This is a genomic window from Streptomyces sp. NRRL F-2580, assembly GCF_000720115.1.
GTDB lineage: Bacteria > Actinomycetota > Actinomycetes > Streptomycetales > Streptomycetaceae > Streptomyces.
Map to the genome: position 1 here is coordinate 133,890 of NZ_JOIR01000008.1, position 16,517 is coordinate 150,406.

Annotated in this window: 14 protein-coding genes and 1 pseudogene; 10 read left to right on the forward strand and 5 right to left on the reverse strand. The window is 73.0% G+C overall.

Annotation, left to right across the window (positions count from 1 at the left end):
- Positions 1–225: a hypothetical protein gene (locus tag IF88_RS0110670; RefSeq protein ID WP_030709680.1), complete on the reverse strand. Its 225-nt coding sequence runs from the start codon at positions 223–225 to the stop codon at positions 1–3.
- Between the two features lie 325 nt (positions 226–550).
- Between IF88_RS0110670 and IF88_RS0110675 the strand changes: the two genes are divergently transcribed.
- Positions 551–1,804, forward strand: coding sequence for a glycoside hydrolase 5 family protein (locus tag IF88_RS0110675; RefSeq protein WP_030709682.1), 1,254 nt, complete (start codon positions 551–553; stop codon positions 1,802–1,804).
- A 28-nt stretch (positions 1,805–1,832) separates the two neighbouring features.
- On the forward strand, positions 1,833–4,109 hold the full coding sequence (locus IF88_RS0110680) for an endo-beta-N-acetylglucosaminidase (RefSeq protein WP_078892821.1): 2,277 nt from the start codon (positions 1,833–1,835) through the stop codon (positions 4,107–4,109).
- A gap of 4 nt (positions 4,110–4,113) precedes the next feature.
- Here IF88_RS0110680 and IF88_RS0110685 read toward each other — a convergent pair whose 3' ends face one another.
- Both IF88_RS0110685 and IF88_RS0110690 read right to left on the reverse strand, forming a co-directional pair.
- Positions 4,114–5,526: a sensor histidine kinase gene (locus IF88_RS0110685; protein WP_030709686.1), complete on the reverse strand. Its 1,413-nt coding sequence runs from the start codon at positions 5,524–5,526 to the stop codon at positions 4,114–4,116.
- Positions 5,527–5,538: 12 nt separating this feature from the next.
- Positions 5,539–6,291, reverse strand: coding sequence for a response regulator transcription factor (locus IF88_RS0110690; protein ID WP_030709688.1), 753 nt, complete (start codon positions 6,289–6,291; stop codon positions 5,539–5,541).
- 299 nt (positions 6,292–6,590) lie between these two features.
- On the opposite strand from IF88_RS0110690, the gene IF88_RS0110695 reads away from it, so the two are divergent.
- The 8 genes from IF88_RS0110695 (at position 6,591) to IF88_RS0110725 (ending at position 12,887) form a co-directional block, all read left to right on the forward strand.
- Positions 6,591–7,376: an amino acid ABC transporter ATP-binding protein gene (locus IF88_RS0110695; protein ID WP_030709690.1), complete on the forward strand. Its 786-nt coding sequence runs from the start codon at positions 6,591–6,593 to the stop codon at positions 7,374–7,376.
- Between the two features lie 118 nt (positions 7,377–7,494).
- Complete coding sequence (locus tag IF88_RS0110700; protein ID WP_030709692.1) at positions 7,495–8,346, forward strand: glutamate ABC transporter substrate-binding protein; 852 nt, start codon at positions 7,495–7,497, stop codon at positions 8,344–8,346.
- 83 nt (positions 8,347–8,429) lie between these two features.
- Entirely contained in the window at positions 8,430–9,104 is a 675-nt protein-coding gene (locus IF88_RS0110705) for an amino acid ABC transporter permease (protein ID WP_030709694.1), read from the forward strand.
- On the forward strand, positions 9,101–9,994 hold the full coding sequence (locus tag IF88_RS0110710; RefSeq protein WP_037805659.1) for an amino acid ABC transporter permease: 894 nt from the start codon (positions 9,101–9,103) through the stop codon (positions 9,992–9,994). The genes IF88_RS0110705 and IF88_RS0110710 overlap by 4 nt, the downstream gene beginning before the upstream one ends.
- 186 nt (positions 9,995–10,180) lie before the next feature.
- Positions 10,181–11,755, forward strand: coding sequence for an FAD-dependent monooxygenase (locus IF88_RS0110715; RefSeq protein WP_030709698.1), 1,575 nt, complete (start codon positions 10,181–10,183; stop codon positions 11,753–11,755).
- A gap of 32 nt (positions 11,756–11,787) precedes the next feature.
- Positions 11,788–11,874 carry a putative leader peptide gene (locus tag IF88_RS49575; protein ID WP_311318651.1) on the forward strand — a complete coding sequence of 29 codons (87 nt, stop codon included), beginning with the start codon at positions 11,788–11,790 and terminating at the stop codon, positions 11,872–11,874.
- A 78-nt stretch (positions 11,875–11,952) separates the two neighbouring features.
- Complete coding sequence (locus tag IF88_RS0110720) at positions 11,953–12,501, forward strand: cysteine dioxygenase (protein WP_030709700.1); 549 nt, start codon at positions 11,953–11,955, stop codon at positions 12,499–12,501.
- On the forward strand, positions 12,498–12,887 hold the full coding sequence (locus IF88_RS0110725) for a rhodanese-like domain-containing protein (RefSeq protein WP_234323480.1): 390 nt from the start codon (positions 12,498–12,500) through the stop codon (positions 12,885–12,887). Before IF88_RS0110720 ends, IF88_RS0110725 begins: the two co-directional genes overlap by 4 nt.
- 415 nt (positions 12,888–13,302) lie before the next feature.
- Here the strand turns inward: IF88_RS0110725 and IF88_RS40185 are convergent.
- A pseudogene (locus IF88_RS40185) lies at positions 13,303–15,857 on the reverse strand (FtsX-like permease family protein).
- Positions 15,858–15,947: 90 nt separating this feature from the next.
- Positions 15,948–16,514, reverse strand: coding sequence for a recombination regulator RecX (gene recX, locus IF88_RS0110735; protein WP_051836698.1), 567 nt, complete (start codon positions 16,512–16,514; stop codon positions 15,948–15,950).
- Positions 16,515–16,517 lie beyond the last annotated feature (3 nt).

The window sequence follows — 16,517 nt, forward strand, 5'->3', positions numbered from 1 at the left end:
TCATTCGTCCTTCGGGTGCGTCACGCGTGGCGGAATACGGAGGGCAATGGCCGGACCGTACGCGATCCTGCCCTGGCAGGCGGCCTTGACCGCGATCCAGTACTCCCCGGGAGGGGTGTCGAGCGGCGGCCGCAGCTCGAACCCCACCTCGGCCGGCCCGTCCGGCGGTACGTGCAGGGGCAGGGCCGCGGGCGCCGTCAACTGCCAGGTCCCGTACGGGGACACGGCGTAGTGACGTACAGCGGGCCGGCCGGACGCTCCCTCCGGATCCTCGCGCGCACCACCTGCGCGGGCGTTTCCGGCGGCCCGGCCAAGAGGGCCGCAGTGGTGACCGTCGTGACCGAAATGCCGCTGTCCATTTCCACGCACCTCCCTGCGATCCGCCGTAGCTAAACCGCATTAGTTCCGCCAGGTTCCAGCGAACAGAGCCCGTGTGTCAACTGGGCTGAAGCGCATAAGTTGCCGGGGCGGAGGCCCTGTTGACTTTCCCCATCCGCACCGGCAGGTTGTGGCCCACCCGGTGAATTCCTCCAGAACTCCAGGACGCCTCGTGCCCGATCGCGCGCTCCGCTTCGGCGCCAACTACACGCCGGCCCGAGGCTGGTTCCACCACTGGCTGGACTTCGACCTCGACGAGGTCAGGGCCGACCTCGACTCGATCGCCGCGCTCGGGCTGGACCACGTCCGCGTCTTCCCGCTGTGGCCGGTCTTCCAGCCGAACCGGACGCTGATCCGGCCGCGCGCCGTCGAGCAGCTCGTCGCGCTCGCGGACGCAGCCGCCGAACGCGGGCTCGAAGTCAACGTGGACGGGCTGCAGGGCCACTTGTCGAGCTTCGACTTCCTGCCCGCCTGGACGCGGACCTGGCACCGGCGCAACCTGTTCACGGACCCGGACGTGGTCGCCGGGCAGCAGGAGTACCTGCGCACACTGGCCGCCGCGCTCGCCGACCGGCCGAACTTCCTGGGCATGACCGTGGGCAACGAGATCAACCAGTTCTCCGACGCCCCGCACCCCGACCCCGACCGCATCACCCGGGACCAGGCCGCCCGCTGGCTGGAGCGGATGCTCGCCGCCTGCGAGCGGGGCGCGCCCGGACGGCTGCACCTGCACGCCGAGTACGACGCCGCCTGGTACCAGGACGGGCACCCCTTCACCCCGGCCCAGGCGGCCCGGCTGGGCGCCGCCACCGCCGTGCACTCCTGGGTGTTCAACGGCACCGCGCAGCGCCACGGCGGGCGCGGGACGGCGACCGAGCAGCACGCCGCGTACCTCATCGAGCTCTCCAAGGCCTGGGCCCTCGACCCGCACCGCCCGGTGTGGCTCCAGGAGGTGGGCGCCCCGGCGCCGCTGATCCGGCCGGAGCACGCGGCGCGGTTCACCGAGGCCACCGTCACGAACGCCCTGGACTGCCCGGACCTGTGGGGCGTGACCTGGTGGTGCTCGCACGACGTGTCCCGCGAGCTCGCGGACTTCCCGGAGCTGGAGTACGGGCTCGGTCTGCTCACCAACGACCGCCGGACCAAACCGGCCGGCGCCGCCGTGGCCCGCATCGCCCGGGAGTGGCGGGGCCGCGCGCACCGCCCGCCGGTGCGCTCGACCGCGCTCGCCGTGGACGTCGGAGGGGAGCACGAGGCTCCCGACCGGTCCGTGTGCGCCCCGGGCGGCGCGTTCTTCGAAGCGTGGGCCGTGCTGACGGCCCGGGGGGTGCGCCCCGCGGTGGTCCTGGCGGAGCGCGCCGAGGACCCGGCCCACCTGTCGGCGCGCGGCATCACGGAGGTGCTGCGCGTGCGCGACGTGACCTGACCGATCCGATCCTCGTGAGGAGCCCCGCATGGCCCGGACGGACGAGACCGACGAGACCGGCACGCCCGACGAGAACCGCGAGAACCGCGAGAACCGCGAGAACCGCGAAAACCACGTGACCCGAGTGACCGGCGAGACCCGCGTCACCGACAGCGGCGTCGCACGTCGTACCCCGGCGGCTCCCTTACGGCCGACCCGGCGCGTGGTGCTGGCCGCCGGAGCCGGGGCCGCAGCCCTGCTGGGAGCCTCGGGCCAGGCCCCGTACGCCTCCGCCGCGCCGGCGCCCGCCCCCGCCGCGCCGGCCCCGGCCGACCTGGCCCCGTACGCCTCGTACTGGTTCCCGGACTCCCTCCCGGCGGGCAGCCCGGGCCCCGGGATCGTGTGGCGCTCGCTCCTGCGGTGGAGCCCGGAGGGTGATCCCGACCTGGCCCACAACACCGCGACCGTGCCCCTGGCTCAGCGGTTCACCCCGGTGCCCGCGCACCGGGACGCCCGGGCCGGCCAGGCCCGGATCTCCTCCCTCGTCTCGTTCGGGCCCACCGCCGGCAACCCTTCCCAGGGCTCCCCGACCGCGGACTACTACGCGCTCACGCACTGGGCGTACATCGACGAGCTGGTGTTCTGGGGCGGCTCGGCCGGCGAGGGCATCGTGCTCGCCCCGAACGCCCCCGTGGTCGACGCCGCCCACCGCAACGGGGTCCGGGTGCTCGGCAACGTGTTCCTGCCGCCCGTCGCCTACGGCGGCGATCTCCAGTGGACCCGCGACCTGGTGCAGCGGGACGCCCTCGGCCGCTTCCCGCTCGCGGACAAGCTCGTCGAGGTGGCGCGGACGTACGGCTTCGACGGCTGGTTCGTGAACGCCGAGACGGACGGCGGCGACAGTGCGCTCGCGACGCGGATGCGGGAGTTCCTGCGGGCCCTGCGGGCCGCGGGCGAGCCGTACAGGCTGCGCATCACCTGGTACGACGCCATGAACGCCACCGGCCGGGTGGGCTGGCAGGGCGCCCTCAACCAGCTCAACCAGGAGTTCTTCGAGGACCGGGCCGGGAGGGTCGCGGACACGATGTTCGTGGACTTCCGCTGGACCGCGCAGAGCCTGGCCGCGTCGGGAGCGCTCGCCGAGCGGCTGGGCCGTTCCCGCCACGAGCTGTGGGCGGCCGTGGACACGGAGTCCCGTGGCTGGGACTCCGCCGTCCCGTGGGACGCGATCATCCCGCGCGACCGCGAGCACGTCGTCAGCTACGGCTTCTACCGGCCCGAGTGGACCCGCAACCACCTCGCCGACCGCTCCCCCGGTGCGTTCCACCTCGCCGACGACCGGTTCTGGACGGGCGAGTCCCTGGACCCCGCCCGGCCCGCACCGGAGTCCGGGTCCGGGTCCGGGTCCGGGTCCGGCTCCGGGTCCGGCTGGCGGGCCCCGGCCACGGCCGTCGCCGACCGGTCCACGCTCAACGGGCTCCCCTTCGCCTGCTCGTTCAACACCGGGCACGGGCTGCGCTGGTACGAGAACGGCACGGCCGTCTCCGACACGCCCTGGAACCACCTCGGGCTCCAGGACCGGCTCCCGGGCCGCCGCTGGGCGGTGGACACCGCCGGCGAACGCCCCTCCGTCACCCTGGACTTCGCGGACGCCTGGCGCGGCGGCTCCAGCCTGCTGGTCACGGGCGCCCTGACCGCTCCGGTGGTCGTCGGACTGCACTCCACGCGGCTGCCGCTGACCCGCGGGAGCGTCCTGGAGCTGGTGCACGCCGGCGGGTCGGGGCCGGTGGTGGTGGAGGTCGGCGTGGCCACCCGCGAGCCCGCCGCCCCCGGCGAGCCGGTCCCGTACACGTGGCTGCCCGCCGGGAGCACGGACCGCGGGCGGGGCTGGCGCCCGGCGCGGGCCGCGCTCGGCTCCCTGGCGGGGAGCACCGCGTACGCCCTGGCGGTACGGATCACCGCGCTCGACACGGTGCCGGTGGTGTGGCGGCTCGGCGCCCTGTCGGTCCACGACGGCCCCCGCACCCGGCGCCCGGCCGCGCCCACCGCGCTAAAAATCGACGCCTCGGCCCGGCAGGACGGCGGGGCCCGGCTCCGCCTGTCCTGGCGCGCGGCGGCCGGCGGGGAACGCCGGCCGCGCCACTACGAGGTGTCGCGCCTCCTGCCCGACGGCACCCGCCGCTTCCTCGGCGGTACCTGCGGCACCGCCCTCTACCTCCCGGCCGTCCCGCGGGCCGGACGGGAGCGCGCGGCCGTCTTGGAGGTCCGGGCCGTGGACGAGCTGTACGCGGCCTCGACCCCGGCCCGCACCACCCTCACCTGGTAGCGGCTCAGGAGCCGTGGGGACCGGTGCGCGGCACGGACACGGTCACCCGCAGCCCGTGCGGCGGGTTCGTCCCGTAGGAGAGGGACCCGCCGCCCGCGGCGAGCAGCGCGCGGGAGATCGACAGGCCGAGCCCGGAGCCCTTGATGTTCTGGTGGCGTCCGCTGCGCCAGAAGCGGTCGCCGACGCGGAGCAGCTCCTCCTCGGTGAGGCCGGGGCCGCGGTCGGCGACGACCACGCGGGCGACGCGGCCCTCGGCGGCGACCGACACCTCGACCTCCTCACCCTCAGGGGTGAACTTGAGGGCGTTGTCGATGACGGCGTCGAGCGCGCTGGACAGGGCGATGGGGTCGGCCCAGCCGGTGACCGCGGACCGGCCCGTCTCGGTGAGCCGTACGCCCTTCTCCTCGGCGTACGGGCGCCACGCGGCGACCCGCTCCGCGGCCAGCGCCCCGATGTCGGTGAGGCTGATCTCGGCGGAGGCGTGCTCGGCCAGCGCCAAGTCCAGGAGGTCGTCCAGCACCTGGGTCAGGCGTTTGCCCTCGGTGCGTACGGAGGCGATCTCCTCGTTCCCCTCGGGCAGTTCGAGGGCGAGCAGCTCGATCCGCAGGAGCAGTGCCGCGAGCGGGTTGCGCAGCTGGTGGGAGGCGTCGGCGACGAACGCCCGCTGCTGCTCCAGTACCTCTTCGACGTTGTCGGCCATCTCGTTGAACGAACGGGCCAGGCGTTGGAGTTCCGGGGGCCCGCCCGCGGCCGCGACGCGCGAGTTCATGCGTCCGGTGGCGATGCCGTGGGCGGCCGCGTCCAGGGTCTGCACGGGCTTGAGCACCCAGCTGGTGAGCCGCAGGGCGGCGCCGAAGGCGACCAGCATGGCGGCGGCGAGCCCGCCCGCGATGAGCAGCCAGCCCCGCAGGATCCGGCCGCGCATCAGGTCGGTCGGCGAGTCGGTGGCGACGACCGCGACCACGTCGCCGTCGAGGACGACCGGGGAGACGACGAGCAGTCTGCCGTGGGTCTGCCAGGGCCACACCTGCGGCGGGTCGTGGCTGCGCCGGCCGGCGAGGGCTTCCTCGAAGGCACGGCGGCCCTCGCCGGATTCGGGGAGCTGCCACCAACTGGGTGAGCGGGCCATGTCGTTGTCATCGCGGTAGAAGATGCCGACGCGGATGCCGTACAGCTCCTGGTAGCGGGCGAGTTCGAGCTGGAGGGTCTCGCGGCGCGCGTCGGCGCCGGTGGATCCGGAGCCCTGGGCGTCGATGACGAGCTGGGCGAGGGCGGCGAACCGGGCGCTGTCGTCGATGCGGTCGACCACCACCCGCTGCTGCTGTCCGGCGGCCAGGCTCACCGCGAGCGGGAAGCCCAGCGCGAGCAGCGTGCCCGCCATCAGGATGACGAGCAGCGGGAGCAATCGGGCGCGCACGGCAGGAGACCCCTAGGGGGCGGACGGGGCGGACGGGGCGGACGGGGCGGACGGGGCGGACGGCGTGACGAGCCGGTAGCCCACCCCCCGGACGGTTTCGATGAGGGCGGGCATGCGCAGCTTGGAGCGCAGCGAGGCGACATGGACCTCCAGGGTGCGCCCGGTCCCCTCCCAGCTGGTGCGCCACACCTCGCTGATGATCTGTTCGCGGCGGAAGACGACGCCGGGCCGCTGCGCGAGCAGGGCCAGCAGGTCGAACTCCTTGCGGGTGAGCGGTACGTCGGCGCCGTCCACGCTGACCCGGCGGTTGGGCAGCTCGATGCTGACGGGACCGAGCCGGACCGTGGCGGGCGTACCGGTCCCGGTGGCCGCTGCCTCCTCGGAGGCGCCGGTGCGGCGGGCGACGGCGTGGATGCGGGCGAGGAGCTCGCCGGTGTCGTAGGGCTTGACGACGTAGTCGTCGGCGCCCATGTTCAGCCCGTGGATGCGGGAACGTACGTCGGCGCGCGCGGTCACCATGATGACGGGGGTGGCGGTGCGCTTGCGGATCTTGCCGCACACCTCGTACCCGTCCTGGTCGGGCAGACCGAGGTCGAGCAGGATCACCCCGTAGGGAGAGGCGCCGGGCAGGGCGCCGGCGGACAGCAGCGCCTGCAGGGCCTCCTCGCCGTTGCGGGCGTGGGTGACCTGGAAGCCGTGCCGGGCGAGGATCGCGGACAGGGCGGCGGCGACGTGATCGTCGTCCTCGACGAGCAGCAGTCTCATGTCGTCCCCCTCTCCTTATTCTCACTCACGGGCTTTCCCCGGGCATGGTCACACGGATGGCCGCAAGGTGGCCATCATGCATACACGCCGATGCTGAGTCCCACGTCAAGAGGGTTCCGGCACGGCGCGCCTTCCGTTACGCACCCGGTACGCGCCGCATTCGGCCGCGCCGGTGTCGCGCACGGAGCGTATCCGGGGGAAGCCGGATCGTTATGCTCAATTCTCCCTCAGATGTGATGACGTTGTGGACGTGACGTCACTACTGTCCTCCCAACCGAGGAGGACGGAGCAAGAAGCCGATGAGCGGAGTATCAGTGACCAAGGACGTGCAGGACGCGGCCGGTGCCGCGGACGACCTGGTCGTACTGAGCAACGTCAACAAGCACTTCGGCGCGCTGCACGTGCTTCAGGACATCGATCTGAGCATTGCCCGCGGTGAGGTCGTCGTCGTGATCGGTCCCTCGGGATCGGGCAAGTCCACGCTGTGCCGGACGATCAACCGGCTGGAGACCATCGACTCGGGCACCATCACGCTCGACGGCAAGGAACTGCCCTCGGAGGGCAAGGAGCTGGCCCGGCTGCGCGCCGACGTCGGCATGGTCTTCCAGTCGTTCAACCTCTTCGCGCACAAGACGGTGCTGGAGAACGTCATGCTGGGCCAGGTCAAGGTCCGCAAGACCGACGCGGCCGCGGCGCGCGAGAAGGCGGTGGCCCTGCTGGACCGGGTGGGCGTCGGCTCGCAGGCCGACAAGTACCCGGCGCAGCTCTCCGGCGGCCAGCAGCAGCGCGTGGCGATCGCCCGGGCGCTGGCCATGGAGCCGAAGGTCATGCTGTTCGACGAGCCGACCTCGGCCCTCGACCCGGAGATGATCAACGAGGTGCTGGAGGTCATGCAGCAGCTCGCCCGTGAGGGGATGACCATGGTGGTCGTCACGCACGAGATGGGCTTCGCCCGCTCCGCCGCCAACCGGGTCGTCTTCATGGCCGACGGAAAGATCGTCGAAGAGGCCACCCCCGAGCAGTTCTTCAGCAACCCGCGCAGTGACCGCGCCAAGGACTTCCTGTCGAAGATCCTGCACCACTGAGGTTCTCGTCTGGTAGTCATCCGTATGCGGATCGCCGCCGGATCGGCTCCTGTCGGCCGCGCGTACGCCGTAAGCGTCGCTCGTCGTTCAACAACGTCTCATCCGAGGGAAGTTCACCATGAAGATCTCCAAGGCCGCTGCGGCCGCGGCCGTCGCCGTAGCCCTTGCCCTGACCGCGACCGCCTGTGGCGGCAGCAAGCAGGACGCCGCCAGTGACGGCGGTGCGTCCGGTGGCGCGAAGGACAAGATCGTCGTCGGCATCAAGTACGACCAGCCCGGTCTCGGTCTGAAGACCCCGGACGGCAAGTACACCGGCTTCGACGTCGACGTCGCCACGTACGTGGCCAAGGAGCTCGGCTACGAGCCGAACCAGATCGAGTTCAAGCAGGCCGTGAGCGCCGAGCGCGAGAACCTGCTCGCCAACGGCGACGTGAAGTTCATCGTCGCGACCTACTCGATCAACGACAAGCGCAAGGAGAAGGTCGACTTCGCCGGCCCGTACTTCCTCGCGCACCAGGACCTGCTGGTCCGCGCCGACGACACGAGCATCACCAAGGTCGAGGACCTGAACAAGAAGAAGCTCTGCTCGGTCACCGGCTCGACGTCGGCGCAGAACATCAAGAAGACCCTGGCCCCCGAGGCCGACCTGCAGGAATACCCGGGCTACTCCGACTGCCTCACCGGCCTGGAGAACAAGGCCGTGGACGCACTGACCACGGACAACTCGATCCTGGCCGGTTACGCCGCGCAGGAGAAGAACAAGGGCAAGTTCAAGCTCGCCGGCCTGAGCATGAGCAACGAGAACTACGGCATCGGTCTGAAGAAGGGCGACAAGGAGCTCCAGACCAAGATCAACGCCGCGCTCAAGAAGATGGTCGAGGACGGCAGCTGGCAGAAGGCCGTGGACAAGAACCTCGGGCCGGCCAACTTCAAGAGTGAGCCTGCCCCGCAGATCACCGAAGGCAGCTGATTCATCGGTGAGGGGCGTCGCCGCCCGCCTGCCGCGGGCGACGGCGCACCTCACCGGCCATCCTGGGGAGAGCGCAGGGCATCGTGTTCGATTTTCTTGATTCCGGGCAGTACGACGTGCTCGGAGCCTTCTGGGTGACGGTTCAGCTCACCCTCTACTCGGCGGTCGGGTCCCTGATCTGGGGCACCGTCCTGGCGGGGATGCGGGTCAGCCCGGTCCCGCTGCTGCGGGGCTTCGGCACCGCGTACGTCCACCTGGTGCGCAACACGCCGCTGACCGTGCTGATCCTCGGCTGCTCGCTGGGCCTGTATCAGACCCTCGGCATCAACCTGGGCGGCGACACGTCCAAGGAGACCGGCTTCCGGCTCGCGGTCCTCGGACTGATCGCCTACACCGGCACCTTCGTCTGCGAGGCCCTGCGCTCCGGCATCAACACCGTGCCCGTCGGCCAGGCCGAGGCGGCCCGCGCACTGGGGCTGAGCTTCTTCCAGGTACTCCGCCTGATCGTGCTCCCCCAGGCCTTCCGGGCGGTTGTCGCACCGCTCACCAACGTGCTGATCGCCCTCACCAAGAACACCACGGTGGCGGCGACCATCGGCGTGGCCGAAGCGGCCCTGCTGATGAAGGAAATGATCGAGAACGAGGCGGACGCGCTCTTCGCCGTCTTCGGGGTCTTCGCCCTCGGCTTCGTCCTGCTGACCCTGCCCACCGGTCTGCTGCTGGGCTGGGTTTCCAAGCGAGTGGCGGTGAAGCGATGACCTCCGTGCTGTACGACGCCCCGGGCCCCAAGGCCAAGGCGCGCAACTGGATCTACAGCGGCATCTTCGTCGTGCTGTTCGGGCTCGTCCTGTGGTGGGTGCTCTCCCTCATGGGCGAGAAGAACCAGCTCGAAGCCGACAAGTGGACCCCCTTCGTCACCGACAGCCAGGTCTGGACCACCTTCCTGATCCCCGGCCTGCTGGAGACCCTCAAGGCCGGCGCGCTCGCCATGATGATCGCCCTCCCGTTGGGCGCGCTGCTGGGCATCGGCCGACTGTCGGACCACGCGTGGGTTCGGGGGCCGGTCGCCGCGTGGGTTGAGTTCTTCCGCGCCATCCCGGTACTGATGCTGATGCTGTTCGGCAACGCGCTGATGGCCCCGCGGTTCTTGGACGTTCCCTCCGACACCCGGCCCTTCTGGGCCGTGGTCACGGGCCTGGCCCTCTACAACTCGGCCGTCATCGGCGAGATCGTCCGGGCGGGCGTGCTCTCCCTGCCCAGGGGCCAGACCGACGCGGCCAAGGCCATCGGCATGCGCAAGGGCCAGACCATGGTCCATGTGCTGATCCCGCAGGCCGTCACCGCGATGCTGCCGGCCCTGGTGAGCCAGCTCGTGGTGATCCTGAAGGACACCGCCCTCGGCGGCGCCCTGCTCGGCCTCGCCGAGCTGATGTCGACGTACCGGCAGATCTCGGCCAACTACAGCAACACCATCGCCACCCTGCTCGTGATCGCCCTGATCTACATCGTGGTGAACTTCGTCCTCACCACCTTCGCCTCCCAGCTGGAAGGCCGGCTGCGGAAGTCGAAGAAGGGCACCGGCGCCGTGCTCGGCGCGGAGGAGATCGACGACGCGGTCCCCGGCGCGAACACGGCGGCCGGAGCCTGACGCCGGAGCCCCCTCCGGACGACCCCCGGTCTGACATACGGTCAGCCAGAGTGCGTAGCCTGTGTGGTGCGGCGGAGCTCATCCGTCGCACCACACTGCGTTGTCCCGATGGGGGCACTTGACGCAGGCACCTCCAGTGGGTTGCATACGTTCTGTGATCACATACCGGACATCGGGAGCCACATCATGGACCCGGTGATCGTCGTCGGCGCGGGGCCCGTCGGGCTGTCCCTGTCCCTCGCCCTGGCGGGCGCGGGCGTGCCCTCCGTCGTACTCGACGAGGGGCCCGGCAAGGAGGAGCCGCGCCCGGCCCGCACGGTCGTCCTGCACGCCGACACCGCGGCCATGGCGCACCGGCTGGGCTGTAGGACGTTGCGCGACGAGGGGGCGTACTTCGCCGCCTGGCGCACCATGCGGCGCGGCCGCGACACCCAGCGGATCACCTTCGAGGAGCACCCGGCGCCCCTGCACGTGCCTCAGCACGCGCTGACGCGCGGGCTGCGCGACGCCGCCTCGGCCCACCCGCTGGTCCAGCTGGTCACCGAGAGCCGTCTGGACGCCCTGGAACAGGACGGCCACGGCGTCACCGCCCACACCCGGGGCGCCGAGGCCACGTGGTGGCGCGGGAGTTACCTCGTCGGTTGCGACGGTGCCCGCTCCACCGTGCGCAAGCTGCTCGGCATCCGTTTCCCCGGCCGCACCGCGGTCGAGCGGCACGCCGTGGCCGCCCTGCGCACCGAACTCCCCTGGCCGGGCGAGGCCTTGCTGCACCGCAGTCCGCCGCAGGAGGTCACCTCCCGGCCGCTGCCCGACGGGGTGTGGCGGCTGGACTGGCTGCTGCCCGCCCGCGGGGAGCTGGTGACCCCCGACTTGGTGGTGACCCTGATCCGGGACACCCTCGCGGTGTGGTGCGGCGGCAGCACTCCCCCGTACGACCTCATCGACACCGGGGTCCACACCCTGCACCACCGCCTCGCCCGGCGCTGGCGCGACGGTCGCGCCTTCCTCGCCGGCGACGCCGCGCACCTGCTGGGCGCGCTCGGCACCCAGGGGGTCGAGGAGGGGCTCCGGGACGCCGAGAACCTCGCGTGGAAGCTGTCCCTGGCCTGGCACCAGGGAGCGTCCGAGGCGCTGCTCGACAGCTACGAGGGCGAGCGGCGCACCGCGGTCGCCTCCCGGCTGCGCGCGGCCGACCAGGCGATGCCGACGCTGCGGGCCGGCGGCGCTCTGCGCACCTACCTGCCCGGAGCCGCACGCTCCGCCGAATCCCTCCTCACCGACGGCCACCTCGGGCGCGGGCCGCTGGGCGCGGAGCCGGCGTACGCCCCGCCGGTCGCCGTACGCGAGGTGCCGACGGCCACGGAACCGGGCGGTCCGGTGGCGAACGTGCCGGTGACCGCGCCCGACGGGTCGACGGTGCCGCTGCGGGACCTGCTGGGGCAGGGGCGGCTGCTGGTGGTCCTGGTCGCCCCGGGCACCGGGGTCTGGGACCGGCGCCACTGGCTCGGTGCCGGACTGATGCCCCGCCTCGCCGCGGCGGTGAGCGCCCTCCCGGTCCGCACCGACCTGCTCGTCGCGGACTCCTACCCGGGGGCGCCGGCCCACACCGTGCTGCTCGTACGGCCGGACGGGCACCTGGCGGCGACCTTCGCGGGGGTCCGCCCGGCGGAGCTGTACGAGGCGGCGGACACGGTCCGGGCGGGCGCACCCCCGTCCCGGCTGCCCGCCCCCTCGGCGACACCGACCGTGGTGATCGATTGACCGTCCTCCCGGACTCGTGGTTCACTCGCCGAATGACCGGCAACGACGTACGCCTGTGGCGGAGGGTCCATATGGACCTGCTCCGCTACGCGGGCTGCGTGTGTCGCCCTTCCTGTTGATTCGCCCTTCCCTCCGCGCGCCCCGTGCCGTCCACCGGCCTGCGCGCACCTCCGCGAACCCAGGAACGGTCCCCCTTCATGTCTGCACCCGCGTCCACCGCACGCCCGTACGTCCCTGAGCCCGCGTCGGCCGGGGGCCCCACGGCCGCCGAACTCCTCGACTTCGCCCTCCGCACGGCGGCCGACCCCGCCGTGGTGTCCTCACTGCCGCTCGATCCCGAGGGCCGCACCTGGATCCGGCTGGACGGGCCGGGCGGCAGCGAGGCCTGGTTGATCGGCTGGCCGCCGGGCACCGGCACCGGCTGGCACGACCACGCCGATTCGCGGGGCGCGTTCGCCACCGCCCGGGGCCGGCTCACCGAACACTCGCTGGCCGTACGGCTGCCCTCGGAGGGCTGGCGCTCGCTGGAGCTGGCCCCCGACGTCGACCGCAGCCGCACGCTGGACGCGGGCACCGGGCGGGCCTTCCTGGAGCACCACGTGCACGAGGTCCTCAACGAGTCCCCGACCGAGCACGCGGTCTCGGTGCACGCGTACTACCCGCCGCTCCCGCTGATCCGCCGATACAGCCGCAGCGGCCCGGTGCTCCACCTGGAGCACGTCGAGAGCCCGGCGGACTGGCAGTGAGCGCCCCCGTCGGCATCGACGAGCTGCTGGAGCAGGTCCGCGCGGGCTACACCCGTGTCGGCCCGGAGGAGGCGTACGCCGCCTCCCGCGCCGGCGCGCTGCTGGTGGACATCCGCTACCAGGCCCTGCGCGAGCGCGACGGCCTGATCCCGGGGGCGCTGGTGGTCGAGCGCAACGAGCTGGAATGGCGCCTGGACCCCCGCGGCAGCCACCGGGCGCCCGAGGCCACCGGTCACGACCTCCAAGTGGTGGTGATCTGCAACGAGGGCTACGCCTCCAGCCTCGCCGCGGCCTCCCTCCACGCCCTGGGCCTCCACCGCGCGACCGACCTGACCGGCGGCTTCCAGGCCTGGAAATCGGCCGGCCTCCCGGTCACCCCCGCCTGACGCGCCACCCACACCATTCAGGCCGCCTCAGATCCAGCCCCGCCAGCGTTTGAGGCGCTCTTCCAGCCCCGCCGGGGTCCAGCCCCGCCGGGGCTTGAGGCGACCTTTCGCCTCGCCGGCTCTTCCAGCCTCGCCGGCGTTTGAGGCGCGGGGTCTGGGGCGGAGCCCCGGTCTTCCAGCCCGCCGGCGTTTGAGGCGCCCCTTTCAGCCCCGCCGGCGTTTGAGGCGCGGGGTCTGGGGCGGAGCCCCGGTCTTTCAGCCCCGCCGGCGTTTGAGGCGCGGGATCTGGGGCGGAGCCCCGGTCTTTCAGCCCCGCCGGCGTTTGAGGCGCGGGGGCTCGGGGGCGGAGCCCCCTGGGGGTCCCCCGGACGGAGTCTGGGGGAGGCGCCGCACCGGCGGGGCTCCGGGGGCGGGGCTAGCCCTTGGCCGTGGCCACGTCCACCGGAGCCACCCTCAACGCCACCCTCCCCGGGAGGGAAGTGGCCGCGAGGGCCAACAGCCCCGCCACCCCCACCACCCCCGCGTACGCGACCGGTAGGACCGCCGGCGCCGCCACCCCCGTCATGCCCACGCTGAACGCGGTCAGTACGGCCAGCGCGATCCCCGACCCCAGCACCACCCCGATCAGGACCACCGCCAGCGCCTCCGCCCGGAGCATCCGCAGCACCTGCCGCCGCTTCGCCCCGGCCAGCCGCAGCATGGCGAACTCCCGGAAGTGTTCGGCGGTCGACATCGCGAGCGTGTTCACCACCGCGATCGCGGTGAAGGCCAGGACCAGCCCCATCGCCAGCAGGTTGATCTCCGCTCCGGCGTCCTGCCGCCGCGCCGGCGCCTCGTCGGCTTCCGCCGCGGACAGCACCCGCACCCCCGGGAACTCCCGTACCGCCGCGGCCAGCCGCTCCCGCCCGGCCTCCAGCCCCGGGCCCGGCTCCGCCGCCACCAGCACACCGCTCGCCAGCGGATTGTCCGCGTGCGCGGCCACCAGCCCGTGCGGCAGCGTCAGATCCCGCAGCCCCCGCGCGTACACGGCTGAGACCGTCAGCGTGACCGGGGTCCCGTCCCCCAGCGTCAGGCTCAGCGGGCTCCCGGGCTTCAACCCGAGCTGGTCGGCGGCGAGTTCGCTCACCGCCGCGGCGCGCTCTCCGAACCCGTCCAGGCTGCCGGCCGTGACCTGGGGGTCCCAGGTCCGGGTCAGCCCGCCCGGGGTCACGCCCTGCGCGGCGTACTTCGCCAGCCCCACCCGTACCGACGTGTGCACGATTTCGGTGGCCGCCGCGACGCCCGGCGTCCGCCGGATCCGCTCGGCGGCCTCGTGCGTGATGCCGGGACCCTGCGCGGCCAGCACCCAGTCGGCCCGGATCCCGTCTCGGGCCTGCGCCCGGGCGGCGTTCCCGAGCGTCGGGGTGACGAAGAGGACGGTGCAGGTCATGCCGACCAGCAACGCGAGCGGGGTGACGGCGGAGGCCATCCGGGTGGCGTTCCCGCGCAGGTTGGCGGTGGCCAGGTGGCCGCCCGGGCCGGTCAGCCGCAGCGGTCCGGCGAGCAGCGCGCCCGCGCCCCGTACGAGCAGCGGTCCGAGCAGCGAGACCGCCCCGGCCAGGACCACCACGGCCAGGAAGGTGACGGGGGTCGACGCCGGCTCGGTGCGCAGCGAGCCGAGTACGACGACGAGCACCGCCCCGCCGGCCAGCAGCAGCACCCCGAGCACGCTGCGGATCCAGCCGGGCCGGCCCCGCTCGACGGTGGCTTCGGAGAGCGCCTCGGCCGGGCGGATCCGGGCGATCCGCCGCCCGGTGATCCGCGCGGCGGCCCAGGCTCCGAGCAGGCTGGCCCCGACCGCCGCGCACATCGGGAAGATGCCGGCGGTGCGCTCCAGGGTGCTGGGGACTACGCCGGCGTCGACGAACCGGCCGTGCAGCCAGGCGGCGAGCGGCAGCCCTGCGAACGCGCCGGTGACGCCGGCGGCCAGGCCGACGAGCAGCGCCTCCCGCCCGATCATCCGCCGCAGCTGCGCGGGGGTGGCGGCGATGGCCCGCAGCAGGGCGAGTTCGCGGTGGCGCTGCTGGACGGAGAGCGCGAAGGTGCCGACGACCACGAGGATCGCGACGAGCAGTGAGGTGCCGCCCATCGCGCCGCCCATGGAGACCAGCTTGATGCGGGCGCCGGCGGCGTCGAGGAATTCCACCGGTCCGCGCTCGTCCCCCGTACTGACCTGCGCCGTGGTGCCCTTCAGCGCCTGTGTGACGCGGCCGGCCAGTTCACGGGCGTCGACGCCCGGCGCGGGCAGCACCCCGATGGCGCTGACCTGCCCGTCGCGGGCGGCCAGCCGCCGGGCCCGTCGTCGCTGAAGAAGAGCGCGCTCTGCCGGGCGAGGTCGCCTCGGGGCGTGGTCGCGACCCCGCTGACCTGGTACGTCCTGGGCTCGCCGGTGGACTGGACGGTGAGCTCGGAGCCGGGCTTCAGCCCCGCGCGGGAGGCCAGCGCGCGGTCGACGACCACCTCGCCGCCGCTCCGGGGCGCACGGCCGTCGGCGATCGTGAAGGGGGTCAGTGCGGCCGAGGTCCAGGCGTGTCCGTACGAGGGCTTGGGCTCGCCGGGGGTCTTGACCAGCGGGACGGCCTGGAACGTGAGCTCGGGCACGGCGCGCTCGACACCGGGCACGGCACGGACCGCGTCCACGGTGGTGTCGGGGATCCAGGCCCGCTCGGCGACGGGTTTGGCCTTGTGCTTGGTCTTGGCCTTCTTCCCCTCGCCCTTCTTCTTGACCCTGGTCTCGTGGACGTTCTGGTCGGCGGAGACGAGGACCGGCGCGGACGCGTAGCGCTCGGTGCCGATCCTTCCGCGGAGTCCCGTTTCCAGGAGGGTTCCGCAGGCGGTGACGAGGGCGGCCGCGCACAGGAGTGCGACGAAGGCGCCGAGGAAGCCGGCCTTGCGGTCCCTGAGGGTCTGAAGGGCGTAACGCAGCATCATGCCGTCAACTCTGCTGGCGGGCACGGCTCCTGACACTGGCGTACCCCGGCATCCGTACCCGGGGGCTACCCCCACCCCGGGCCCGGCGGTTCACTCCCCCTGGTACCCGAGCTCGTCGGCGTCCTCGCCTTCCGCCTCCAGCGCGCGGCGGACCACCCGCAGGGCCATGCCCTCCGGGTATCCCTTGCGGGCGAGCATCCCGGCGAGGCGCCGGATCCGCTTGTCGCGCTCCAGGCCCCGGGTGGCGCGGAGCTTGCGCTCCACGAGCTCCCGGGCGGTCTCCTCCTCCTGCTCGGAGTCGAGCAGTTCCAGGGCCTCCTCCACGAGGGTGGCGTGCACCCCCTTGGTCCGGAGCTCCTGGGCGAGCGCCCGGCGGGCCAGGCCCCGGCCGCGGTGTCGGGACTCGACCCACGCTCCGGCGAAGGCGGCGTCGTCGATCAGGCCCACCTCCTCGTACCGGGAGAGGACCTGCTGCGACACCTCCTCCGGGATGCCCCGCTTGTGCAGGGCGTCCGCGAGCTGGCGCCGGGTGCGCGGGCTCCCCGTGAGCAGACGCAGGCAGATCGCCCGCGCCTGCTCCTCGGGGCTCTGGGGCGGCAGTTCCTGACGGTCCTCACGACCGCGCCTGTTCCTGCCGCCCCCTTCCTCCTCCCGCACGGG

What these genes read in the sequence shown, in the direction of transcription:
- IF88_RS0110715 (WP_030709698.1), top strand. Translation starts at nt 10,181, where the DNA reads ATGGACCCGGTGATCGTCGTCGGCGCGGGGCCCGTCGGGCTGTCCCTG.
- IF88_RS49575 (WP_311318651.1), top strand. Translation starts at nt 11,788, where the DNA reads ATGACCGGCAACGACGTACGCCTGTGGCGGAGGGTCCATATGGACCTG.
- IF88_RS0110695 (WP_030709690.1), top strand. Translation starts at nt 6,591, where the DNA reads ATGAGCGGAGTATCAGTGACCAAGGACGTGCAGGACGCGGCCGGTGCC.
- IF88_RS0110690 (WP_030709688.1), bottom strand. Translation starts at nt 6,291, where the DNA reads ATGAGACTGCTGCTCGTCGAGGACGACGATCACGTCGCCGCCGCCCTG.
- IF88_RS0110710 (WP_037805659.1), top strand. Translation starts at nt 9,101, where the DNA reads ATGACCTCCGTGCTGTACGACGCCCCGGGCCCCAAGGCCAAGGCGCGC.
- IF88_RS0110720 (WP_030709700.1), top strand. Translation starts at nt 11,953, where the DNA reads ATGTCTGCACCCGCGTCCACCGCACGCCCGTACGTCCCTGAGCCCGCG.
- IF88_RS0110700 (WP_030709692.1), top strand. Translation starts at nt 7,495, where the DNA reads ATGAAGATCTCCAAGGCCGCTGCGGCCGCGGCCGTCGCCGTAGCCCTT.
- IF88_RS0110680 (WP_078892821.1), top strand. Translation starts at nt 1,833, where the DNA reads ATGGCCCGGACGGACGAGACCGACGAGACCGGCACGCCCGACGAGAAC.